The following is a 17,815-nucleotide window of genomic DNA, read 5'->3' on the forward strand; positions in this document are numbered from 1 at the left end:
GCTCCTTTTCCGTTGGTCCATTTCTAAAAGAAGAGAAAATTTCATTCAAAAGAGTTTTAGAAAGTGGGAGAAACAAATGGAGAAAAGAACAGAAACAACGATAAAAAGAAACCAACCATATGAATATTTTGCGAGAAATTCGATAGACAATATCTTATCTTATTTCAATTCTTCCAAAGGCGGACTTACGCATCAGCAAGCAGTCTTATCAAGAGAAACATATGGAGAAAATAGTATTTCACATAGGAAGAAAACACCATTGTTCGTCGAAATAATCAAAGCGTATTTTACCCCGTTTACAATTGTATTGATTACGTTAGCAATCATTTCTTTTGTGACAGATTATGTGATCGCACTACCAGAAGATCGTGATCTAGTCGGTGTTTTGATTATTGTCGCGATGGTTTTGATCAGTGGAACGATGACATTGATCCAATCAGTTAAATCAAATCAGGCCGCTGAAAAATTGAATAATTTGGTGAAAGTGACAGCAACTGTTGTCCGGAGAAAAAAGACTAAAGAACTTCCAATCGAAGAAATCGTCTGTGGGGATATCATAAAATTATCTGCTGGGGATATGATTCCAGCTGATATTCGCTTGACAAAAACAAAGGATTTGTTTGTTTCACAATCCGCAATGACAGGCGAAAGTTATCCAGTAGAAAAAAGAGCAGATTATAAACTGAAAGCGAATAGCGTAGAAACTGAATATGAAAATATTGTATTCATGGGCAGTAATGTCATTAGTGGAAGTGCAGAAGGTATTGTTGTATCAGTAGGCGATGATACACTTTTTGGAAAAGTCGCACAAGACGTTTCTGACAAAAATCCTCAAACAAATTTTGAAGTAGGGATCAGTAAAACCTCTTGGCTACTGATTCGCTTTATGTTAGTCATGGCTCCAGCAGTATTTTTAATAAATGGATTAACAAAAGGAGATTGGTTCGAAGCATTTCTATTTGGCTTATCTGTAGCAGTTGGTTTAACACCAGAAATGTTGCCGATGATCGTTACGACAAACTTAGTCAAAGGCGCTTCAAGTATGGCAAAAAAAGGAACGATCATCAAGAATTTGAACGCGATCCAAAACTTTGGTGCAATTGATATTTTATGCACAGATAAGACTGGTACACTAACGCAAGATAAAATTATTTTAGAGTATCATTTAGATTGTGATGGAAAAGAAGATAGTCGAGTATTACGTCATGCTTTTTTCAATAGTTACTATCAAACAGGCTTGAAAAACTTAATGGATGTCGCAATTATTGATGCAGCAAAATCAGAGCTATCAATAGATTCTTCTAAGTACACGAAAGTAGATGAAATTCCTTTTGATTTTAAGCGCCGCCGCATGAGTGTTGTAATTGAAGACCCTTCTGGAAAAACACAAATGATCACTAAAGGCGCTGTAGAAGAAATGTTGGAGATTTCAAGTTTTGTTGACTATCAAGGCGTAGTAACACCTTTAACGGAAGAGCTGAAAAAAGAGCTATTAAAAACAGTTGAAGAATTAAATGAGGACGGCTTACGTGTACTCGCTGTTTCCCAAAAAACAAACCCTGCCACGGTAGATGAATTTTCTGTCTCAGATGAAAATGAAATGGTTTTGATTGGCTATCTTGCCTTTCTTGATCCACCCAAAGAAACGACAAAAACGGCTTTAGAAGCCTTAAAAAACCATGGCGTTGGCGTGAAAGTATTAACCGGGGACAATGCACTCGTAACAAAATCAGTTTGTAAGCAAGTTGGTTTAGCAAATGAAGAACTTATAAGCGGAAATGAAATTGCTCGTATGAACGATTTGGAACTAAAAACGATTGCGGAAAAATATGCTATTTTTGTGAAATTAACTCCGCAACAAAAAACAAGAATCGTTCAAGCTTTAAGAGAGCTAGGTCATACTGTCGGATTCATGGGGGATGGCATCAATGATGCTCCTGCCATGAAAGAAGCGGATGTGGGAATTTCTGTTGATACAGCTGTAGATATTGCAAAAGAATCGGCGGATGTTATTCTGTTGGAAAAAGATTTGATGGTTCTTGAAAGAGGACTATTAGCAGGGAGAACAACATTTGGAAACATCATGAAATACGTCAAAATGACAGCGAGCTCTAATTTTGGGAATATGTTTTCAGTTGTGGTTGCAAGTATCTTTTTACCATTTTTACCAATGCTACCGTTACAATTGCTGTTTTTGAATTTGATATATGATATTTCTTGTATGTCAATCCCTTGGGATCACGTTGATGATGACTATTTAGAAAAACCTAAGAAATGGGATGCATCGAAAATCGGTTCATTCATGAAATGGTTAGGTCCAACTAGTTCTGTTTTTGATATTACTACCTATTTGTTGATGTACTTTGTTATTTGTCCTCAAATGCTTGGCGGAAATTATCATGACTTAGCCCCAGCCCAACAAGCAACATTTATTGCTATTTTCCATGCTGGATGGTTTATCGAATCGCTGTGGTCTCAAACATTAGTGATTCATACTTTGCGAACGCCTAAGATTCCATTTTTACAAAGCCGGGCATCATTTATTCTAACGACAATTACTTCATTAGGGATTGCGGTCGGGACGATTTTGCCGTTTACAGGTTTTGGTCAAAACTTAGGCTTAGCAGAACTACCGCTAAACTATTTTGTGTGGTTAGGTTTGACAATCATTAGTTATCTACTGTTAGTGATGATTGTTAAAACGTTCTATGTAAAACGTTTTGGTGAATTACTTTAATAACAATAAAAAGATTGGGTCCAACACTTATGGATGCCAATCTTTTTTTCTTAATAATCGCATATCTTTTGCTTAAATAACAAGTTGCGTTATCATTAAAATAGATTTAAAATTTAGTCAAAAAAAAGATCGCTTTTTATTTGACCTTTATTGACCAATTGAGTATAATTGATTCATAAGGTCAAAATTAATCAGACTTTAGACCTTAAAAAAATCGTACAAAAGACCTAATGTCTTTTTGATAAATTAACGATACTATTTATATAGTAGAAAGTTGTGGGCTAGTCTTTTAGAAAAAAGATAAAAATAGAATGTGACAAACATATATGCGTCGATTTTTATTATTATTTGTACAGGCTAAGCGGACATTCCGCTAGTCACATAATCTAGCTATGAGGGCTAACACAGCTTTCAAATTTGGGAGGTAATTCTATGAATATCGAAAAAATGACAACAACTTTACAAGAGGCAATTGCAGAAGCGCAGCAGGTAGCAGTTACCCGTCATCATCAGGAAATCGATATTGCTCATTTATGGAAGATTTTTTTACAGCCGAATCATTTTGGTCGTAATTTTTATACAGATGCAGGAGTAGATGTAGAGGCTTTTGAGCGAGAAATCGATAAAGCAATTGATGAATATCCAAGTATTCAAGGGAGCAACATTCAATACGGTCAAAGTATGAGTCAAAATCTGTTTAACTTATTAGCGGAAGCAGACAAACTAAGAGAATCATTTCAAGATGAATTTCTAGCGACCGAAATCGTGATTTTAGCGTTGATGAAATTGAAAAATTATCGTTTGACAAAGTATCTAACAAGTCAGGGAATCACGGAAAAAGAACTACGTAAAAATATAGAAGACATGAGAGGGGGAGATCGTGTGACTTCTCAAAATCAAGAAGAACAATACAAAGCACTAGAAAAATATGGGGTAGATTTAGTCCAACAAGTGAAAAGCGGTAGCCAAGACCCAATCATAGGACGTGACGAAGAAATTCGTGATGTCGTTCGGATTCTTTCTCGTAAAACAAAAAATAACCCTGTTTTGATTGGTGAACCAGGTGTTGGTAAAACAGCAATCGTAGAAGGATTGGCACAACGAATCGTCCGTAAAGATGTACCGGAAAATTTAAAAGACAAAACAATCTTTTCTTTAGATATGGGAGCATTGATTGCTGGCGCTAAGTTCCGAGGTGAATTTGAAGAACGTCTAAAAGCAGTCTTAAAAGAAGTGAAAAAAAGCGAAGGACGCATCATCTTATTCATCGATGAAATTCATAACATTGTTGGGGCTGGCAAAACAGAAGGCAGCATGGATGCGGGAAACTTGTTAAAACCAATGTTGGCTCGTGGAGAATTACATTTGATTGGTGCCACAACATTAGATGAATATCGCCAATATATGGAAAAAGATAAAGCATTGGAACGAAGATTCCAAAAAGTTCTAGTAAAAGAACCAACGGTTGAAGATACGATTAGTATTTTACGTGGACTAAAAGAACGTTTTGAAATTCATCATAGCGTGAATATCCACGATAATGCATTAGTTGCAGCAGCTACTTTATCTGATCGCTATATTACAGATCGTTTCTTACCAGATAAAGCCATTGATTTAGTCGATGAAGCGAGTGCAACGATTCGGGTTGAAATGAATTCAATGCCAACTGAACTTGATCAAGTAACGCGTCGTTTGATGCAATTAGAGATCGAAGAAGCAGCGTTGAAAAAAGAATCTGATGATGCTAGTAAAAAACGGTTGAGCGCCTTGCAAGAAGAATTAGCAGATCTGCGTGAAGAAGCCAACGCGATGAAGATGCAATGGGAAACTGAAAAAGAAGAAGTTAATGCTGTCAGCAACAAGCGTGGAGAAATCGACAAGGCGAAACATGAATTAGAAGATGCTGAAAATAATTATGATTTAGAAAGAGCAGCCGTACTTCGCCATGGGACGATTCCACAATTAGAAGAAGAACTAAAAGAACTTGAAGCTAAAAATGCGAAAGAGCATGTTCGTATGGTGCAAGAAGCCGTAACTGAAAATGAGATTGCCCAAGTTGTCGGCCGTTTAACTGGAATTCCAGTAACGAAACTTGTAGAAGGCGAACGGGAAAAATTAATGAAATTGAATGAAACGCTTCATAAACGTGTTATTGGACAAGATGAAGCAGTAGATGCAGTTAGTGATGCAGTGATTCGTTCACGTGCTGGATTGCAAGATCCAAACCGTCCGCTAGGTTCATTCTTGTTCTTAGGACCAACAGGGGTTGGGAAGACAGAACTTGCTAAAGCCTTGGCTGAAGATTTATTCGATTCAGAAGATCATATGGTTCGAATCGATATGAGTGAGTATATGGAAAAACACAGTGTCTCTCGTTTAGTTGGAGCACCTCCAGGCTACATTGGATATGAAGAAGGTGGTCAATTAACGGAAGCTGTTCGACGCAACCCATATACCATCGTTTTATTAGATGAAATTGAAAAAGCTCATCCAGACGTGTTCAATATTTTACTACAAGTCTTAGATGATGGCCGATTAACAGATTCTAAAGGTCGCGTTGTTGATTTCAAAAATACAGTCTTGATCATGACAAGTAATATTGGTTCTCAATTGTTGTTAGAAGGCGTTACGGCAGAAGGAACGATTCCAGATGAAGTAGAAGAGCAAGTGATGACGATTTTACGTGGTAATTTCAAACCGGAATTCTTAAATAGAATTGACGATACGATTTTATTTACACCATTAAGTTTAGAAAATGTCAAAGGCATCATCGGAAAAATGACTGCTCAATTAGCGAAACGTTTAGAGCATCAAGAAATCGAATTAGTGATTTCTGACGAAGCGAAAACATGGATCGCTGAAAGTGGTTATGATCCAGCTTATGGAGCACGGCCATTGAAACGTTTTATCACGAAAGAAGTAGAAACACCATTAGCAAAAGAAATTGTTTCAGGACGTATTTTACCGAAAACAAAAGTGACGATCAGTTTATTAAACGAACAATTAGTTTTTGAAAATGAAGCGTTAGAAGAATAGTTAAAAAACTGAGGTAGTCTTTTTATAGACTACCTCAGTTTTTATACAAGTAGAAATAAATTGATTTTAAAAACGATATTGTGTAGAATCTAACTATTATCATAACAGCTAAAAGAGGGATCTAGTGGATAAAAAAAGTAGAAGATTAGAAGAGCAATTGTGTTTTTCTTTACAAAGTGCTTCAAAACAATTTAATCGAATGTATGCAAAAGCATTGAAACCATTCAATTTGACCTATCCGCAGTATTTAGTATTGCTTGTTCTATGGGAATTTTCGGATCAACGTATATCAGATATTGGAGATAAACTTGAATTAGACACTGGAACCTTGACTCCGATGTTAAAAAGAATGGAAAAAAATGGGTATATCCATCGAGATCGCTTGCCAGAAGATGAACGAATTGTAATTGTTTCACTCTCAGAAAAGGCCGTTCAGTTGGAAAATGAGATTTATGATCAAGTGGAAGGTTGCTTGAACCAATTGGATTTTAATCAAGAAGACTATTTTTCATTAATTAAACAAATCAATTCTTTGAGTAAACAAATAAGAGAAGTTGACCAATAGAATAGAAAAAATCAGACTTTAAAAAGAAGGGAAAATCGACCCAATCTTTTTAAAGTTTTTTTAGACGAATCAATTTTATAAAGCAAATTAATGTACATCTCTATAAATGTTGTGTACAATATAATTGTACGATAGAGTAATGATATTATGAATTGGAGGAACGAATCATGAAAAAAATCTATTCAACAACAATCATTAATACTGGTGGACGAGAAGGAGAAGTTTTTTCACCAGACAAATCATTTAGTTATCAAGTAACCTCTCCAGGTCCACATCAAGAAAATAAAACAAACCCAGAACAATTATTTGCTGCAGCATACAGTTCTTGTTTCAATAGTGCGTTAGAACTTGTGATGTCAAAACAAAAGATCACATCAAAAAGCACAGTGAAAGCGACTGTTTCACTATTTAGTGATGAACAATCTGGTTTCCAAGTTGGGGTTGTCTTAACTGTAAAAATTGACGATGTTGATCGTGCAACGGCCGAAGAATTAGTGAAAGCAGCTCATGAAGTTTGTCCTTATTCAAAAGCTACAAGAGGCAATATTTCCGTTGAGTTAGAAGTAGAATAAAAAAAAACAGCAACTTTAGAATTTCTAAAGTTGCTGTTTTTTATTTATTCACTTTTCTAAAGGCATACGCTTTAAAATACTCAGGTTTGTGTCTTTGTGTAAAACTATAGACGGTTAAAATCAATGCGCCAATTGTATTCGTAAACAAATCACCCATCGTATCCATCAATGCTGCACGGCCGATATAAGGTTGTCCCGCCTCGGTCATGTATCTTTGTAAATTCATATTACCAAGAGAATCGCAGAGAAATTCCCAAAACTCCCAGAAAACACCTGTCAATCCAGCAAAGGCAAAGCCCATAATAATAAATAACCAAGGACTGATTTTTGAAAAATCTGCATCACGTAAACAATAGCCGATAATGGCATAACCAACAGCAACGAGTAAAATCGGACTAACGCCATGAAGAATTTTATCCCAAAATGGAACGATAATGATCAAACGTAATCCAGTTCCAAGAAAAACAGCAATCCAAATGAAAAACCAATAATAAAGTCGAACCATCTTTGGAAAAATAAGTCCGGTAAACTTGGTAAAAACAAATGGCAAGAAGATAATCGCAATCCCCGCAATCATTTCAGCTGTCAGTAAGACATATTGTTCCGTTGGTTGAACTAAAAATGTTTTTATGATGTTAACAATTAATGTGATGATACCAAATATCAGTAGAAAATAAAAAGCACTTTTTTCTTGCTTGTCTTCAAATTCTAACTTCATATAAAAACCTCCAGTGTTTCTATTTTTAGGATAACTAACTACATTAGCTAGTTAACTGTTTCTTGATTAAGGTTAAAAAATCATCTTCATCACTAACAATACGCCCATTTAATTTTACAAGTCCAACGGTATATAGGTTAAGATAGTGGAATTGATTTTCAGCTGTTGTTCCTAAAGCAGCTAATTTTTTTTGATTGTCCGAACCTTGTTGGCGAGTATCAGTATACAATCCGATGATTGGAATATTTTTAGCATACGCTACACCAATTTCAGAAGCTACACCCGCATCAATTGTAATACCATCAAGTACAGCGACCAATAGATCACTTTCAAGCACTTTCTCGGTATCAGCTAAGGCAATCATTTTGCTATCTGCATAGGCGGTTTTATCGTTGATTGCACCATTTTCCTGTGGTAGATAGACCTCAATTGAATCTTCTAATGCACGAATTTGTTTCACTAAGTGTTCATTATAAAGCAAATCAGACTTCGCAAACATTGGTCCAGCAAAGTATATTTTCATTTCGTCACCTCTAAATTTATGTTGTCTTATTATTTTTTGGAGAAAAAGACACGTTGATTTACTAAATCAACTGTATCTACTTGATAACCATAGGCAGTCCAAGCGCTTGAATAGGAATGTTCTTTTTTTGTCCACCAGGCACTATACGTTTTAGCTAGTTCAGGTAGTAGATGATTTTGCTTCATATTTGCTTCTATTTCTGCAAATGATAATTGCAGACTGTTTTTGTCAGCTAGTAGAGTTGGAATAACAACGAAATCATCCATTCAATCATCCTTTTTTAGCATTTATTTAGAATACCATCAAAAATAATCGCTGAAGTATGCTTCTTGATCAGGAAATATTCGCTCTAGTGAATTCAGCGTCTCTTTGTCTGTTTCTAAACGTTCAATTCGATGTAGGTATGTGGGACGACGGTAATTCATCAACAAGCAAGTCAATGTTTGAATATCGATATGAACCGCTTGTCCCAATGCTTCATTTGTGACAGAAACTTGATCTTCCTCATCCCACAATAAGCTAAACACGCCATTATTCCATTCAGCAACTGGATCACTAACGACAAAATGAAACGGTTTTGCTGTGCTGGCGTAAGGATAAGCTTGCAACATCTCTTTTACATCGACGATTCTTGCCATGTAATAAGGTTCGATCGTTTCTTTTATTTGACTATCGTCTAATAAAAAGGCAAGTGGTTCATTTTTATAAATATCACCTTCAGCCCAATCAATCATCGAAAAATGAGCAGAAATAAAATTCCACAATCCATTACGTGCTTCTTGGTTGATATAAAACATTTCCTTGATGTGGAATACATCTTCGGCTACCCAATAAAAAAGCACACCTAAAGGTTCTTGATTTGCCCCATAATAAACAGCAGCTGTTCGTTCATCTTCATTTTCAAAGCGCCAATATTCTTCCCAGTTGAATTCACTTCGAATCAAAGCGCCGTGGTTTTGGCGGGCGAATTTTGCATAAACTGTAAAAACATCCTCATGGTCCACACTGACACGTTCTACCATACCAGGCACCTGAACTTGTTTAGGCAACTGCGTATCACGAATCTTAAAGGACAACTTATCAGACATAATTTCCCAGCCTTTTCTTCTATAGTACGGAATACTATATGGATAAAGATAGGAGATCCACTGTTTATCTTCCCGCATGTTTTTTAGCGCAAGATGGATAAGATCTTGCATCAAACCATGATTGGCATACTCAGGGTATGTTCCAACACCAGTAATACCGCCCATTTTAAAAAGTGTCCCGTGAATATTTACTTCACAAGGATAAATTGCAATTTGGGAAATAAGTTGCTCCTCATGAAACCACCCAAAAACTTTTGATTGCGCTAAAATAGGTTGTTTTGATTTGATCAATTCTTTTTTACTTTCATAACCACTTTCTTCTAAATCTGCTTCTGTAAACTGAAAAACATAACTCAATAATTCATTGAATTGATCGACATATTTTTCATCTACAGCTTTTAATTCTAAACTATCTCTGAACTCTTTTTGGTCCATTTTTCCATCTCCAATTGTTTTTCTACCTCCAGTATATCAAAAAAATAGGAATAAATAGAGTATTTGCTTACTAAGAAATGGTAAAGGCGGATTTTTAACTGAAAACGAGTAGGTTACGTTCTTTTTTTAATTCCAAATCATGAAGAAACTGATACTTTAGATGGAGCACAAAATTTTTTATCTTGGAAGTCAGGAAAAGCAAAGGTGTAACGAATAACTATGACTAATTCTAATAAATGAAATAGATTCGTAAAAGCCAAGGATAAACAAATGAAAGTTCTTTAATTCTAGTGGAAATCTTGCTATAATGGAAAGTGCTGATTGAAAATGATCTGAGCGATGAGCCAGTACTATCTGATTGAACATAATCACAAGCTCATTCAGCTTTTCATAAAAGAAATGAGGACTATTAATGAATATAAATGAAATGAAGCAAAGACAAGAAAAAATTCGTAACTTTTCCATTATTGCTCATATTGACCATGGAAAATCAACACTTGCTGATCGAATTTTACAAAAAACAGAGACGGTTTCTGATCGTGAAATGCAAGACCAGTTATTAGACGCGATGGATTTGGAGCGTGAGCGTGGGATTACGATCAAGCTGAATGCTGTTGAGTTAACTTATACAGCGAAAGATGGCGAAGAGTATATTTTCCATTTAATCGACACTCCTGGACATGTGGATTTTACCTATGAAGTTTCAAGAAGTTTAGCTGCCTGTGAAGGAGCTATTTTGGTGGTCGATGCAGCGCAAGGAATCGAAGCCCAAACGTTAGCGAACGTTTATTTAGCTTTAGATAATGACTTGGAAATCATTCCCGTAATCAATAAAATCGATTTACCAGCAGCAGACCCGGAACGTGTGCGTACGGAAATCGAAGATGTGATTGGGATCGATGCTAGTGATGCTGTGCTAGCTAGTGCTAAAGCAGGAATTGGGATCGAAGATATTTTAGAACAAATCGTAGATATTGTTCCAGCACCAACGGGTGATCTTGAAGCACCATTAAAAGCGTTGATTTTTGATTCAGTCTATGATAGTTATCGTGGGGTTATTTTAAATGTCCGAATCATGGATGGTGTGGTAAAACCTGGGGATAAAATCATGATGATGAATAACAATAAAACCTTTGAAGTGACGGAAGTAGGTATTTTTTCACCAAAACCAATCAGTCGTGATTTCTTAATGGTCGGTGATGTTGGCTACATTACAGCGGCAATCAAAACCGTTCGTGATACACAAGTAGGGGATACCGTAACTTTAGCAAATAATCCTGCAAAAGAAGCATTGGCTGGATATCGTAAAATGAATCCGATGGTGTATTGCGGACTTTACCCAATCGATAATTCTCGATATGTAGAATTACGTGAAGCGTTGGAAAAATTACAATTAAATGATGCAGCATTGCAATTTGAAGCAGAATCTTCTCAAGCATTAGGTTTTGGTTACCGCTGTGGTTTCTTAGGCTTACTGCACATGGATGTTATTCAAGAACGCTTAGAACGAGAATTTAATCTTGACTTGATTACAACAGCGCCATCGGTGATCTATCATGTCACAAAAACAGATGGAACAAAAATCGTCGTGGATAATCCTGCTGAATTCCCAGACCAAAGTACGGTTGATTTTGTTGAAGAACCGTACGTTAAAGCGACAATTATGGTACCGAATGAATACGTTGGAGCCGTAATGGAAATTTCTCAACGTAAACGTGGTGAGTTTGTCACAATGGATTATTTAGACGAATATCGAGTGAATGTTATTTATGATATGCCGTTGTCTGAGATTGTGTATGATTTCTTTGACCGTTTAAAATCAGGTACAAAAGGCTATGCTTCACTAGATTATGAAATGATCGGTTATCGTAAGAGTAATTTATCGAAGATGGATATTTTATTAAACTCCGAAAAAGTCGATGCATTGAGCTTTATTGTGCATAAAGATTTTGCGTTTGAACGTGGTAAAGTGATTGTTGAGAAATTAAAAAAATTAATTCCTCGCCAACAATTCGAAGTACCAATCCAAGCAGCAATTGGTCAAAAAATCACTGCTCGTTCCACTATCAAAGCGTTGCGTAAAAATGTTTTGGCTAAGTGTTACGGTGGAGACATTTCTCGTAAACGTAAGTTATTAGAAAAACAAAAAGATGGTAAGAAACGTATGAAACAAGTCGGATCTGTTGAAGTTCCTCAAGAAGCCTTCATGGCAGTTCTGAAAATGGATGAAGACGAACCGAAGAAATAGAGAAAAATATCCGCCCGAGCAACCTTGGGCGGATATTTTTTATGCGTATCATTATTATTTCAGTTTTAGTTGTTATGAGAAGTGTCTACCTAATGGTTTATTTGGTGTCGGTGTTATTGTGTCTGTAGGAACATCTTCCTCTTGGTTTTCGATAGGTCTGGTAGTATAAGCACCTAAGAAAAAGGCAATCACAACTAAAATAGTAATCGATAGAATCGCTGGAGTTCGTCTAAGCTTTTTTCTTTTCTCGAATAAAAGCATGGCTTCTAAACGATTTTTTATTTCACTCGTATTTTCATAAAGTGTGATCGAGGCCACTTTCTCATTATAACGTCCAGAATGTTTTGCCATATCGATCAATGTAGCACCATAGTTGAATTGCTGCTCATTGGTAAAATGTTGGGTCGTTGCTTCATCACAGGCGTATTCACATTCTTGATTCATGACTTTTTCAATAAAATAAACAAATGGATTAAACCAATGAATACATAAAATCAGCTGCATGAACCACTTATAAAGAAGGTCTCTATTTTTATAATGTGTCATTTCATGAGAAAAAATACTATACAGTTGTTCATAAGATAAATGTTCATGAGGCAACACAATGTAATTCTTTTTTCCTCCCAACAATAATGGTGAAGTAATAAGAGGCGTCGTATATGCATCGATTGCAGCTGTCACACGTTTTTCCTCACAAACAGTCGCCAGAATATCAAGTATAGCTGGATCATTGATTGGCTGCCAATCAGATTTGACGTATTTAGTGAAACTTTGGTATTTAGTGAGTTTTCGAATCATCAAACCCAATGCAACGATAAGCCAAATAGAGAGTATGTATGGCGCAAAAATATGTTCTTTACTTCCAATGATGATATTATTGTTAAAGCTCACATTATCACCAATAAAAATAGTCGGATTTCTTTTGATTGGAGAACCATAAATCATTTCATAAAAAGAGGTCGATTCAATAGACGAAAAAAGTTTGCCAACAATACTTTCGTTAGGAGAAAAGGGTAAAACAAAACGCAATAAAACAACCAATAATAAATAATATTGCAAACGTCTTGAGTATTTTTCTTTAAGGAAGAATCGAATGAAACGCCAAATACCAAAAAGAATTGAACCAGAAATACTGAGAGAAATAAGTAGGTTCAATATGTTTTCAGTTCTCATTCTTTATTTTTTCTCCAATATTCTTTCAAATCTTCAATTTCTTTATCTGAAATCAATTCATTTTCAACCAAAGTAGCAATCAATCCTTTTACTTCTCCCTCATAAAATTTTCCTACAAAGTCTTTCGTTTCTTGTTCTAAATACTCTTTTTCTGTTAAGAGCGCAATATATTCGTTTCGTCTGCCTTTTTTTTGAACGTCTAAGATTTTTTTTTCTGACAATCGAGCAAGGAACGTTAGGATCGTATTATTTTTCCATTCAAATCCTAGTGCATGTATTTCATCAACAATTTCAGAAAACATCATGCGTCCATTATGGGCCCAAATCACTCTTAATATTTCTAATTCTGAATCAGATATTTTCACAGTTATACAACTCCTACCATTTAGTAACAATATTTTCTAAGAATATTATTATAACACGACTATTGACAAAAGAGAAAAGTACATGATAATATAACTACATGATGTAGGTATAAAAAGAAAGTACTTTCAAACGATCCTAATCAGCAATGCATTTACATCTAAAAATGAAAATAAAAAGGAGAAACTATGTGAAAAGAAGACATTTGTTTGGATTGTTTCTTCTGATCGGCTTGGCTTTTTTAAGTGCATGTTCAATAGCCAAGAATGAAACAAAATCTATACCAAACGATGAAAAGGTCAACTCAAATGTAAATTCTGATGACTTAGATAACCTGTATAGAGAATTAGCTGGTAACGTTATGTCCCCTAAGATGCTAAAACACTCAGATCAATTTGAACGGCAAATCAGTTTTGTTGCAAAAGCAAAAGGGGAGGCGCGACAAGTTGAGTCTAAAGATGAAACATTGAATGGGGAGTGGTATATTTCAGTATTTTTGATGCGAAATCAACAGACACCAATCTATCTGAATCTATCGGCTATCAAAAAGGAAGACTGGCCGAAACATGGTGATATTATTCGAATTAAAGGAAGCCCAATTGGCTATTTATATACGAGTTTCAATAATGAGCGGCTTGATTTATTAGATGTTGAAGCAAAATCTATTGAGATACTATCTTTGAAAAATAAAGATATTCCAGAGAGTAAAGTAGTTGAGACCATGCATTATAAAATAGAATTTACAAATACGGACATTATAACGGATGTGTATAAGGAACCTAGTTTAGTAGTCTATTATAATTTCAAAAATAAAAGAAAATATATGGCGGACTCGCCAGTGAAAACGTATGTTGTTTTTAAGCAGAATAACGAGGTTTTACAAACGACGATCTTAGATTCAAATAATGAAAAATTAGATTCGAAAGCGCTTAATCGAGATACGTTAGAGGCTGGTGAAGAAATGCCTTATTATGAGGCGTTTAAATTAATTGATACGGACAATCCTGTTCGCTTGTATGTCTATGATGATGAATATAATTTATTAAACTGCACAGAAATCGCTATAGTAGATGAAATTTAAAAAGGGAGTTTTTAGATGAAATATATTATTAAACAAAAGTTGGTAGCACTAAAACCGACATACGAAATCTTAGATGGATCAGGTAGTCCATTATATAAAGTCAAAGGAAGTTTTCTTGGTAGAGAGCGTTTTGAAATAACGGATCTAGAAGATCAGACACTAGCGAAATGTGAGACGAATGTCAACTTTTTAAGTATTATCGGTTCATTCCTACGATACAATTTCAAAAAATACCATATTTTAGTTCAAGAAGAGAAAGTTGTCTCTATGTCTCGTTCTTTAAATATTTTTAGTTACAAGTTTAATATAGAATCACCCATCGGGGAAGTAAAACTTGGATATGGCATGACAGGTAGTCATCAGTTTACGTTAGATGATAAAATTCTTTGTGATATCGATAAAAGAAAATTGACCTTAGGTGGAGATGAATACCACATTGAAATTGATGATGCACAAGATCAAAAAGCATTTCTATTAACAACAATCGCGTTAGATCGTATTTACTATACGAAACGCTAAAAGAGTAGAAATCTTATTTTTATGCTAGGTATGAAACGAAGCGTGAATGAAAGAAAATGGACTTAAATAAAATAAATATGTGATTGCATGCACGTGTATTTTATAGTAGACTTAGTAAGTCTGAAAAATCAATACCTTAACAAATAACTATCCTTAACCCATCTCAACAGAGGTGGGTTTTTCTTTTTCCTAAAGTAATTACAATATTAGTGTTTTCTCATAAATGAAGAAATAGCTATACATCCATAGTACAACATCGTATAATAAGAAATGTAGTATAATTGTAATTTAAATTAATAGGTCATTTCATTCGTAAGGGTGTTTTAATTCCTCTTTTTTTTATCACAAAGGTATTGCAAAAAATTAATCGTGCTAAAAGCACTAGGAGGAACATAATTATGAATACAGGTACAGTGAAATGGTTTAACTCAGATAAAGGTTTTGGTTTTATCACTCAAGATAACGGAACTGATTTGTTTGCACATTTTTCAGCAATCCAAGGTGACGGATTCAAAACATTAGATGAAGGCCAAAGCGTATCATTTGATGTTGAAGAAGGTCAACGTGGACCACAAGCAGTAAACATCGTTAAAAACTAATTGAAGACTTCAGAAGCGATCCAATAATTATTGGATCGCTTTTTTCTATTTTTTTGGAATATATTGAATAAAAAAAGTTTCGACTTTTCGAGGGTTATTAGTTGATATTTTTTTTATTTGAAGTTAATATGAATTCATACCAACAACAACCCTTTTTATTTTTTCATTTTACTCTTTTAGAGTAAAACTCCTTTTCCCATTCTCGTTAGAGGATGGGATTTTTTGATGAAAATTATAATGTTTATTTTTCTTTGTTGTATTTAAAAGAGCTTATTATTTGATTATTATTTTAAAAAATAGTATTATAAATTCATACCAACAACAACCCTTTTTATTTTTTCATTTTACTCTTTTAGAGTAAAACTCCTTTTCCCATCTTCATTAGAAGGTGGGATTTTTTTGTTAGCAAAAAAGATAAGAAGCCTTCAAATCTTAGTGCTTTAGCACTTAGGTTTGATTTGATCGAAGAAAAGTGTAGTAGTTACTTCTGAGCTCACCGTTTATTCGAATACTAAGAGCCTGAAACATAACTATTTTAGTTATGTCCCAGGCTCTTTTTTTATGTTGACTATCATCCAATCATAACACTTTCCTCAGGGTATTTAAATTTAGCTTGTTGTTTTTGATTTCTTGTTAATAATGAAAAACCAACAGTATAAATGCCCACACGCCCAATATACATCAATAACATAATAATAATTTTGCCTATATCAGTTAAATCAGGTGTTAAGCCCATTGTCAGTCCCACTGTGCCGAAAGCCGAAAATACCTCAAAGGCAACATATTCTATGCCAGACGATTCTGGAATATTTTCAGTAATCGTTAAAAGCATAATTGAAACTACACATAAGGTCAATGTAATAAAAAACAACGTCAACGCACGAAAAACTGTGCTGTTTCGAATCGTTCTGCCTTGAAATTCAGCTCGTGTACGGCCTTTGAAAATAGATACGATCTGAATAACCAATACAGCAAATGTTGTTGTTTTAAGCCCGCCGGCAGTTGATCCTGATGTACCACCAACATACATCAAGAAAATGGTTGTGATCAATCCTGCGTTCGTCATTTGCATATAATCAATTGAGTAATAACCTGCCGTTCGCGGTGTGACTGACATGAAGAAAGTATTCGCTAGACGGTCGAAAAAATTCGTTCCAGTTGTTAAATCAGCAGCGTTATGTTCTGTAAGGAAAAAAATGATAAATGCACCAAGCAATAGCGATCCAGTAGTGATCAATGCAATTTTTGTGTGTAGGGAAAACTTTCGTCGCTCTTTAAACTGTAGTAAATCTTGCCAAACAATAAAGCCTAGCCCACCAGAAATAATTAAAGCCGCAACAACAAGTAAAACATACGGTTTCGCTTGGTAAGGGGTCAAACTGTCACCCAATAAATCAAAGCCAGCATTACAGAAACTTGAGATGGAATGGAAAAGACCATAGAAAAGGCCTTTTCTCCAACCAAATTCAGGAACAAATTCAATTGAAAGTAAAATAGCTCCAGCTAGTTGAATCAAGGTTGCTAACTTAACAACATACATCATCAAACGGAAAGCGCCAGACATATCATCTAAATTAAGCGCTTCTCGCAACAATATACGAGTGCTCAAAGTAATTTTTTTTCGTAAAATAAAATACAAAATTACAGGCATTGTCATAAAACCTAAACCGCCGATTTCAATCAAAATCATAATGATCAATTGACCATACGCATTCCAATGTAAAGCCGTATTCAGCGTTGTTAAGCCTGTTACACAAACAGCAGAGACGGCTGTAAATAAGGCGTCGATAAATGGTGTTGCAGTACCGCTACGTGAAAAAATCGGTAAAGATAAAAGTGTTCCCCCAACGAAAATCAACACAATAAATCCTAAAGCCAAAACTTGAACAGCAGATAACCGTTTTTTTATTTTATTTGCGATTTTATTTTTTTTCATCTTTTCCTCTGTTATAAAAACTGTCAAAAAAACAGTTTTATTTTTTTATTTTATAAATCCAAGTGTACCATTTTGTAGAATAATTTCCAGTAATTTGAAAAAGGATCTTTTCGTTTTAGTTTAAAGATAGAAAGATTTGGAATTAGAGTCTAAATTAAAAGCAAAAAAAATTTTTTGTTTTAAAAAGAAAACGCTTGTAAAATTTTAAATAATAAAGTATTA

Annotated in this window: 15 protein-coding genes; 8 read left to right on the top strand and 7 right to left on the bottom strand. The window is 34.8% G+C overall.

What is annotated here, in order from left to right:
* Positions 1 to 76: 76 nt before the first annotated feature.
* The 4 genes from mgtA to I586_RS09715 all read left to right on the top strand — a co-directional run bounded on the left by mgtA (position 77) and on the right by I586_RS09715 (position 6,910).
* A complete protein-coding gene (gene mgtA, locus I586_RS09700) occupies positions 77 to 2,737 on the top strand; it encodes a magnesium-translocating P-type ATPase (protein ID WP_010765309.1) in 2,661 nt (886 codons plus the stop codon).
* Positions 2,738 to 3,169: 432 nt separating this feature from the next.
* Entirely contained in the window at positions 3,170 to 5,773 is a 2,604-nt protein-coding gene (gene clpB / locus I586_RS09705) for an ATP-dependent chaperone ClpB (RefSeq protein WP_010765308.1), read from the top strand.
* Positions 5,774 to 5,897: 124 nt separating this feature from the next.
* The gene (locus I586_RS09710; RefSeq protein WP_010765307.1) at positions 5,898 to 6,338 is read left to right on the top strand and encodes a MarR family winged helix-turn-helix transcriptional regulator; all 441 of its coding nucleotides are present in this window, start codon (positions 5,898 to 5,900) and stop codon (positions 6,336 to 6,338) included.
* A 167-nt stretch (positions 6,339 to 6,505) separates the two neighbouring features.
* Complete coding sequence (locus tag I586_RS09715; RefSeq protein WP_010765306.1) at positions 6,506 to 6,910, top strand: organic hydroperoxide resistance protein; 405 nt, start codon at positions 6,506 to 6,508, stop codon at positions 6,908 to 6,910.
* A gap of 40 nt (positions 6,911 to 6,950) precedes the next feature.
* Here the strand turns inward: I586_RS09715 and I586_RS09720 are convergent, their stop codons facing one another.
* Genes I586_RS09720 through I586_RS09735 form a run of 4 tightly spaced genes read right to left on the bottom strand, consistent with a single transcriptional unit; the run spans position 6,951 to position 9,674 of the window.
* Positions 6,951 to 7,628: a DUF2238 domain-containing protein gene (locus tag I586_RS09720; protein ID WP_010765305.1), complete on the bottom strand. Its 678-nt coding sequence runs from the start codon at positions 7,626 to 7,628 to the stop codon at positions 6,951 to 6,953.
* A 43-nt stretch (positions 7,629 to 7,671) separates the two neighbouring features.
* Positions 7,672 to 8,151: a nucleoside 2-deoxyribosyltransferase gene (locus tag I586_RS09725; RefSeq protein WP_010765304.1), complete on the bottom strand. Its 480-nt coding sequence runs from the start codon at positions 8,149 to 8,151 to the stop codon at positions 7,672 to 7,674.
* 29 nt (positions 8,152 to 8,180) lie between these two features.
* Positions 8,181 to 8,417, bottom strand: a complete 237-nt coding sequence (locus I586_RS09730; protein ID WP_010765303.1) for a DUF7662 domain-containing protein — start codon at positions 8,415 to 8,417, stop codon at positions 8,181 to 8,183.
* A 36-nt stretch (positions 8,418 to 8,453) separates the two neighbouring features.
* Positions 8,454 to 9,674: a GNAT family N-acetyltransferase gene (locus I586_RS09735; RefSeq protein ID WP_010765302.1), complete on the bottom strand. Its 1,221-nt coding sequence runs from the start codon at positions 9,672 to 9,674 to the stop codon at positions 8,454 to 8,456.
* Positions 9,675 to 10,086: 412 nt separating this feature from the next.
* Here I586_RS09735 and lepA point away from each other — a divergent pair, with 412 nt between their 5' ends.
* Positions 10,087 to 11,922, top strand: a complete 1,836-nt coding sequence (gene lepA, locus I586_RS09740) for a translation elongation factor 4 (RefSeq protein ID WP_010765301.1) — start codon at positions 10,087 to 10,089, stop codon at positions 11,920 to 11,922.
* Positions 11,923 to 11,994: 72 nt separating this feature from the next.
* Here lepA and I586_RS09745 read toward each other — a convergent pair whose 3' ends face one another.
* Complete coding sequence (locus tag I586_RS09745; RefSeq protein ID WP_010765300.1) at positions 11,995 to 13,095, bottom strand: M56 family metallopeptidase; 1,101 nt, start codon at positions 13,093 to 13,095, stop codon at positions 11,995 to 11,997.
* Positions 13,092 to 13,460, bottom strand: a complete 369-nt coding sequence (locus I586_RS09750) for a BlaI/MecI/CopY family transcriptional regulator (RefSeq protein WP_010765299.1) — start codon at positions 13,458 to 13,460, stop codon at positions 13,092 to 13,094. Before I586_RS09750 ends, I586_RS09745 begins: the two co-directional genes overlap by 4 nt.
* 188 nt (positions 13,461 to 13,648) lie before the next feature.
* On the opposite strand from I586_RS09750, the gene I586_RS09755 reads away from it, so the two are divergent.
* From I586_RS09755 to I586_RS09765, 3 genes are all read left to right on the top strand, one after another.
* A complete protein-coding gene (locus I586_RS09755; protein ID WP_010765298.1) occupies positions 13,649 to 14,539 on the top strand; it encodes a DUF5067 domain-containing protein in 891 nt (296 codons plus the stop codon).
* A 15-nt stretch (positions 14,540 to 14,554) separates the two neighbouring features.
* Positions 14,555 to 15,058, top strand: a complete 504-nt coding sequence (locus I586_RS09760; RefSeq protein ID WP_010765297.1) for an LURP-one-related family protein — start codon at positions 14,555 to 14,557, stop codon at positions 15,056 to 15,058.
* Between the two features lie 398 nt (positions 15,059 to 15,456).
* Positions 15,457 to 15,657: a cold-shock protein gene (locus tag I586_RS09765; RefSeq protein WP_010765296.1), complete on the top strand. Its 201-nt coding sequence runs from the start codon at positions 15,457 to 15,459 to the stop codon at positions 15,655 to 15,657.
* Between the two features lie 571 nt (positions 15,658 to 16,228).
* Here I586_RS09765 and I586_RS09770 read toward each other — a convergent pair.
* Positions 16,229 to 17,593 carry a TrkH family potassium uptake protein gene (locus I586_RS09770; protein ID WP_010765295.1) on the bottom strand — a complete coding sequence of 455 codons (1,365 nt, stop codon included), beginning with the start codon at positions 17,591 to 17,593 and terminating at the stop codon, positions 16,229 to 16,231.
* Positions 17,594 to 17,815 lie beyond the last annotated feature (222 nt).

It is taken from the genome of Enterococcus moraviensis ATCC BAA-383 (assembly GCF_000407445.1).
GTDB lineage: Bacteria > Bacillota > Bacilli > Lactobacillales > Enterococcaceae > Enterococcus_L > Enterococcus_L moraviensis.

Excerpts from the sequence above, each read along its gene's own strand:
- I586_RS09745 (WP_010765300.1), bottom strand. The coding sequence starts at position 13,095 with ATGAGAACTGAAAACATATTGAACCTACTTATTTCTCTCAGTATTTCT.
- lepA (WP_010765301.1), top strand. The coding sequence starts at position 10,087 with ATGAATATAAATGAAATGAAGCAAAGACAAGAAAAAATTCGTAACTTT.
- I586_RS09765 (WP_010765296.1), top strand. The coding sequence starts at position 15,457 with ATGAATACAGGTACAGTGAAATGGTTTAACTCAGATAAAGGTTTTGGT.
- I586_RS09770 (WP_010765295.1), bottom strand. The coding sequence starts at position 17,593 with ATGAAAAAAAATAAAATCGCAAATAAAATAAAAAAACGGTTATCTGCT.
- I586_RS09715 (WP_010765306.1), top strand. The coding sequence starts at position 6,506 with ATGAAAAAAATCTATTCAACAACAATCATTAATACTGGTGGACGAGAA.
- clpB (WP_010765308.1), top strand. The coding sequence starts at position 3,170 with ATGAATATCGAAAAAATGACAACAACTTTACAAGAGGCAATTGCAGAA.
- I586_RS09735 (WP_010765302.1), bottom strand. The coding sequence starts at position 9,674 with ATGGACCAAAAAGAGTTCAGAGATAGTTTAGAATTAAAAGCTGTAGAT.
- I586_RS09730 (WP_010765303.1), bottom strand. The coding sequence starts at position 8,417 with ATGGATGATTTCGTTGTTATTCCAACTCTACTAGCTGACAAAAACAGT.
- I586_RS09725 (WP_010765304.1), bottom strand. The coding sequence starts at position 8,151 with ATGAAAATATACTTTGCTGGACCAATGTTTGCGAAGTCTGATTTGCTT.
- mgtA (WP_010765309.1), top strand. The coding sequence starts at position 77 with ATGGAGAAAAGAACAGAAACAACGATAAAAAGAAACCAACCATATGAA.
- I586_RS09720 (WP_010765305.1), bottom strand. The coding sequence starts at position 7,628 with ATGAAGTTAGAATTTGAAGACAAGCAAGAAAAAAGTGCTTTTTATTTT.
- I586_RS09760 (WP_010765297.1), top strand. The coding sequence starts at position 14,555 with ATGAAATATATTATTAAACAAAAGTTGGTAGCACTAAAACCGACATAC.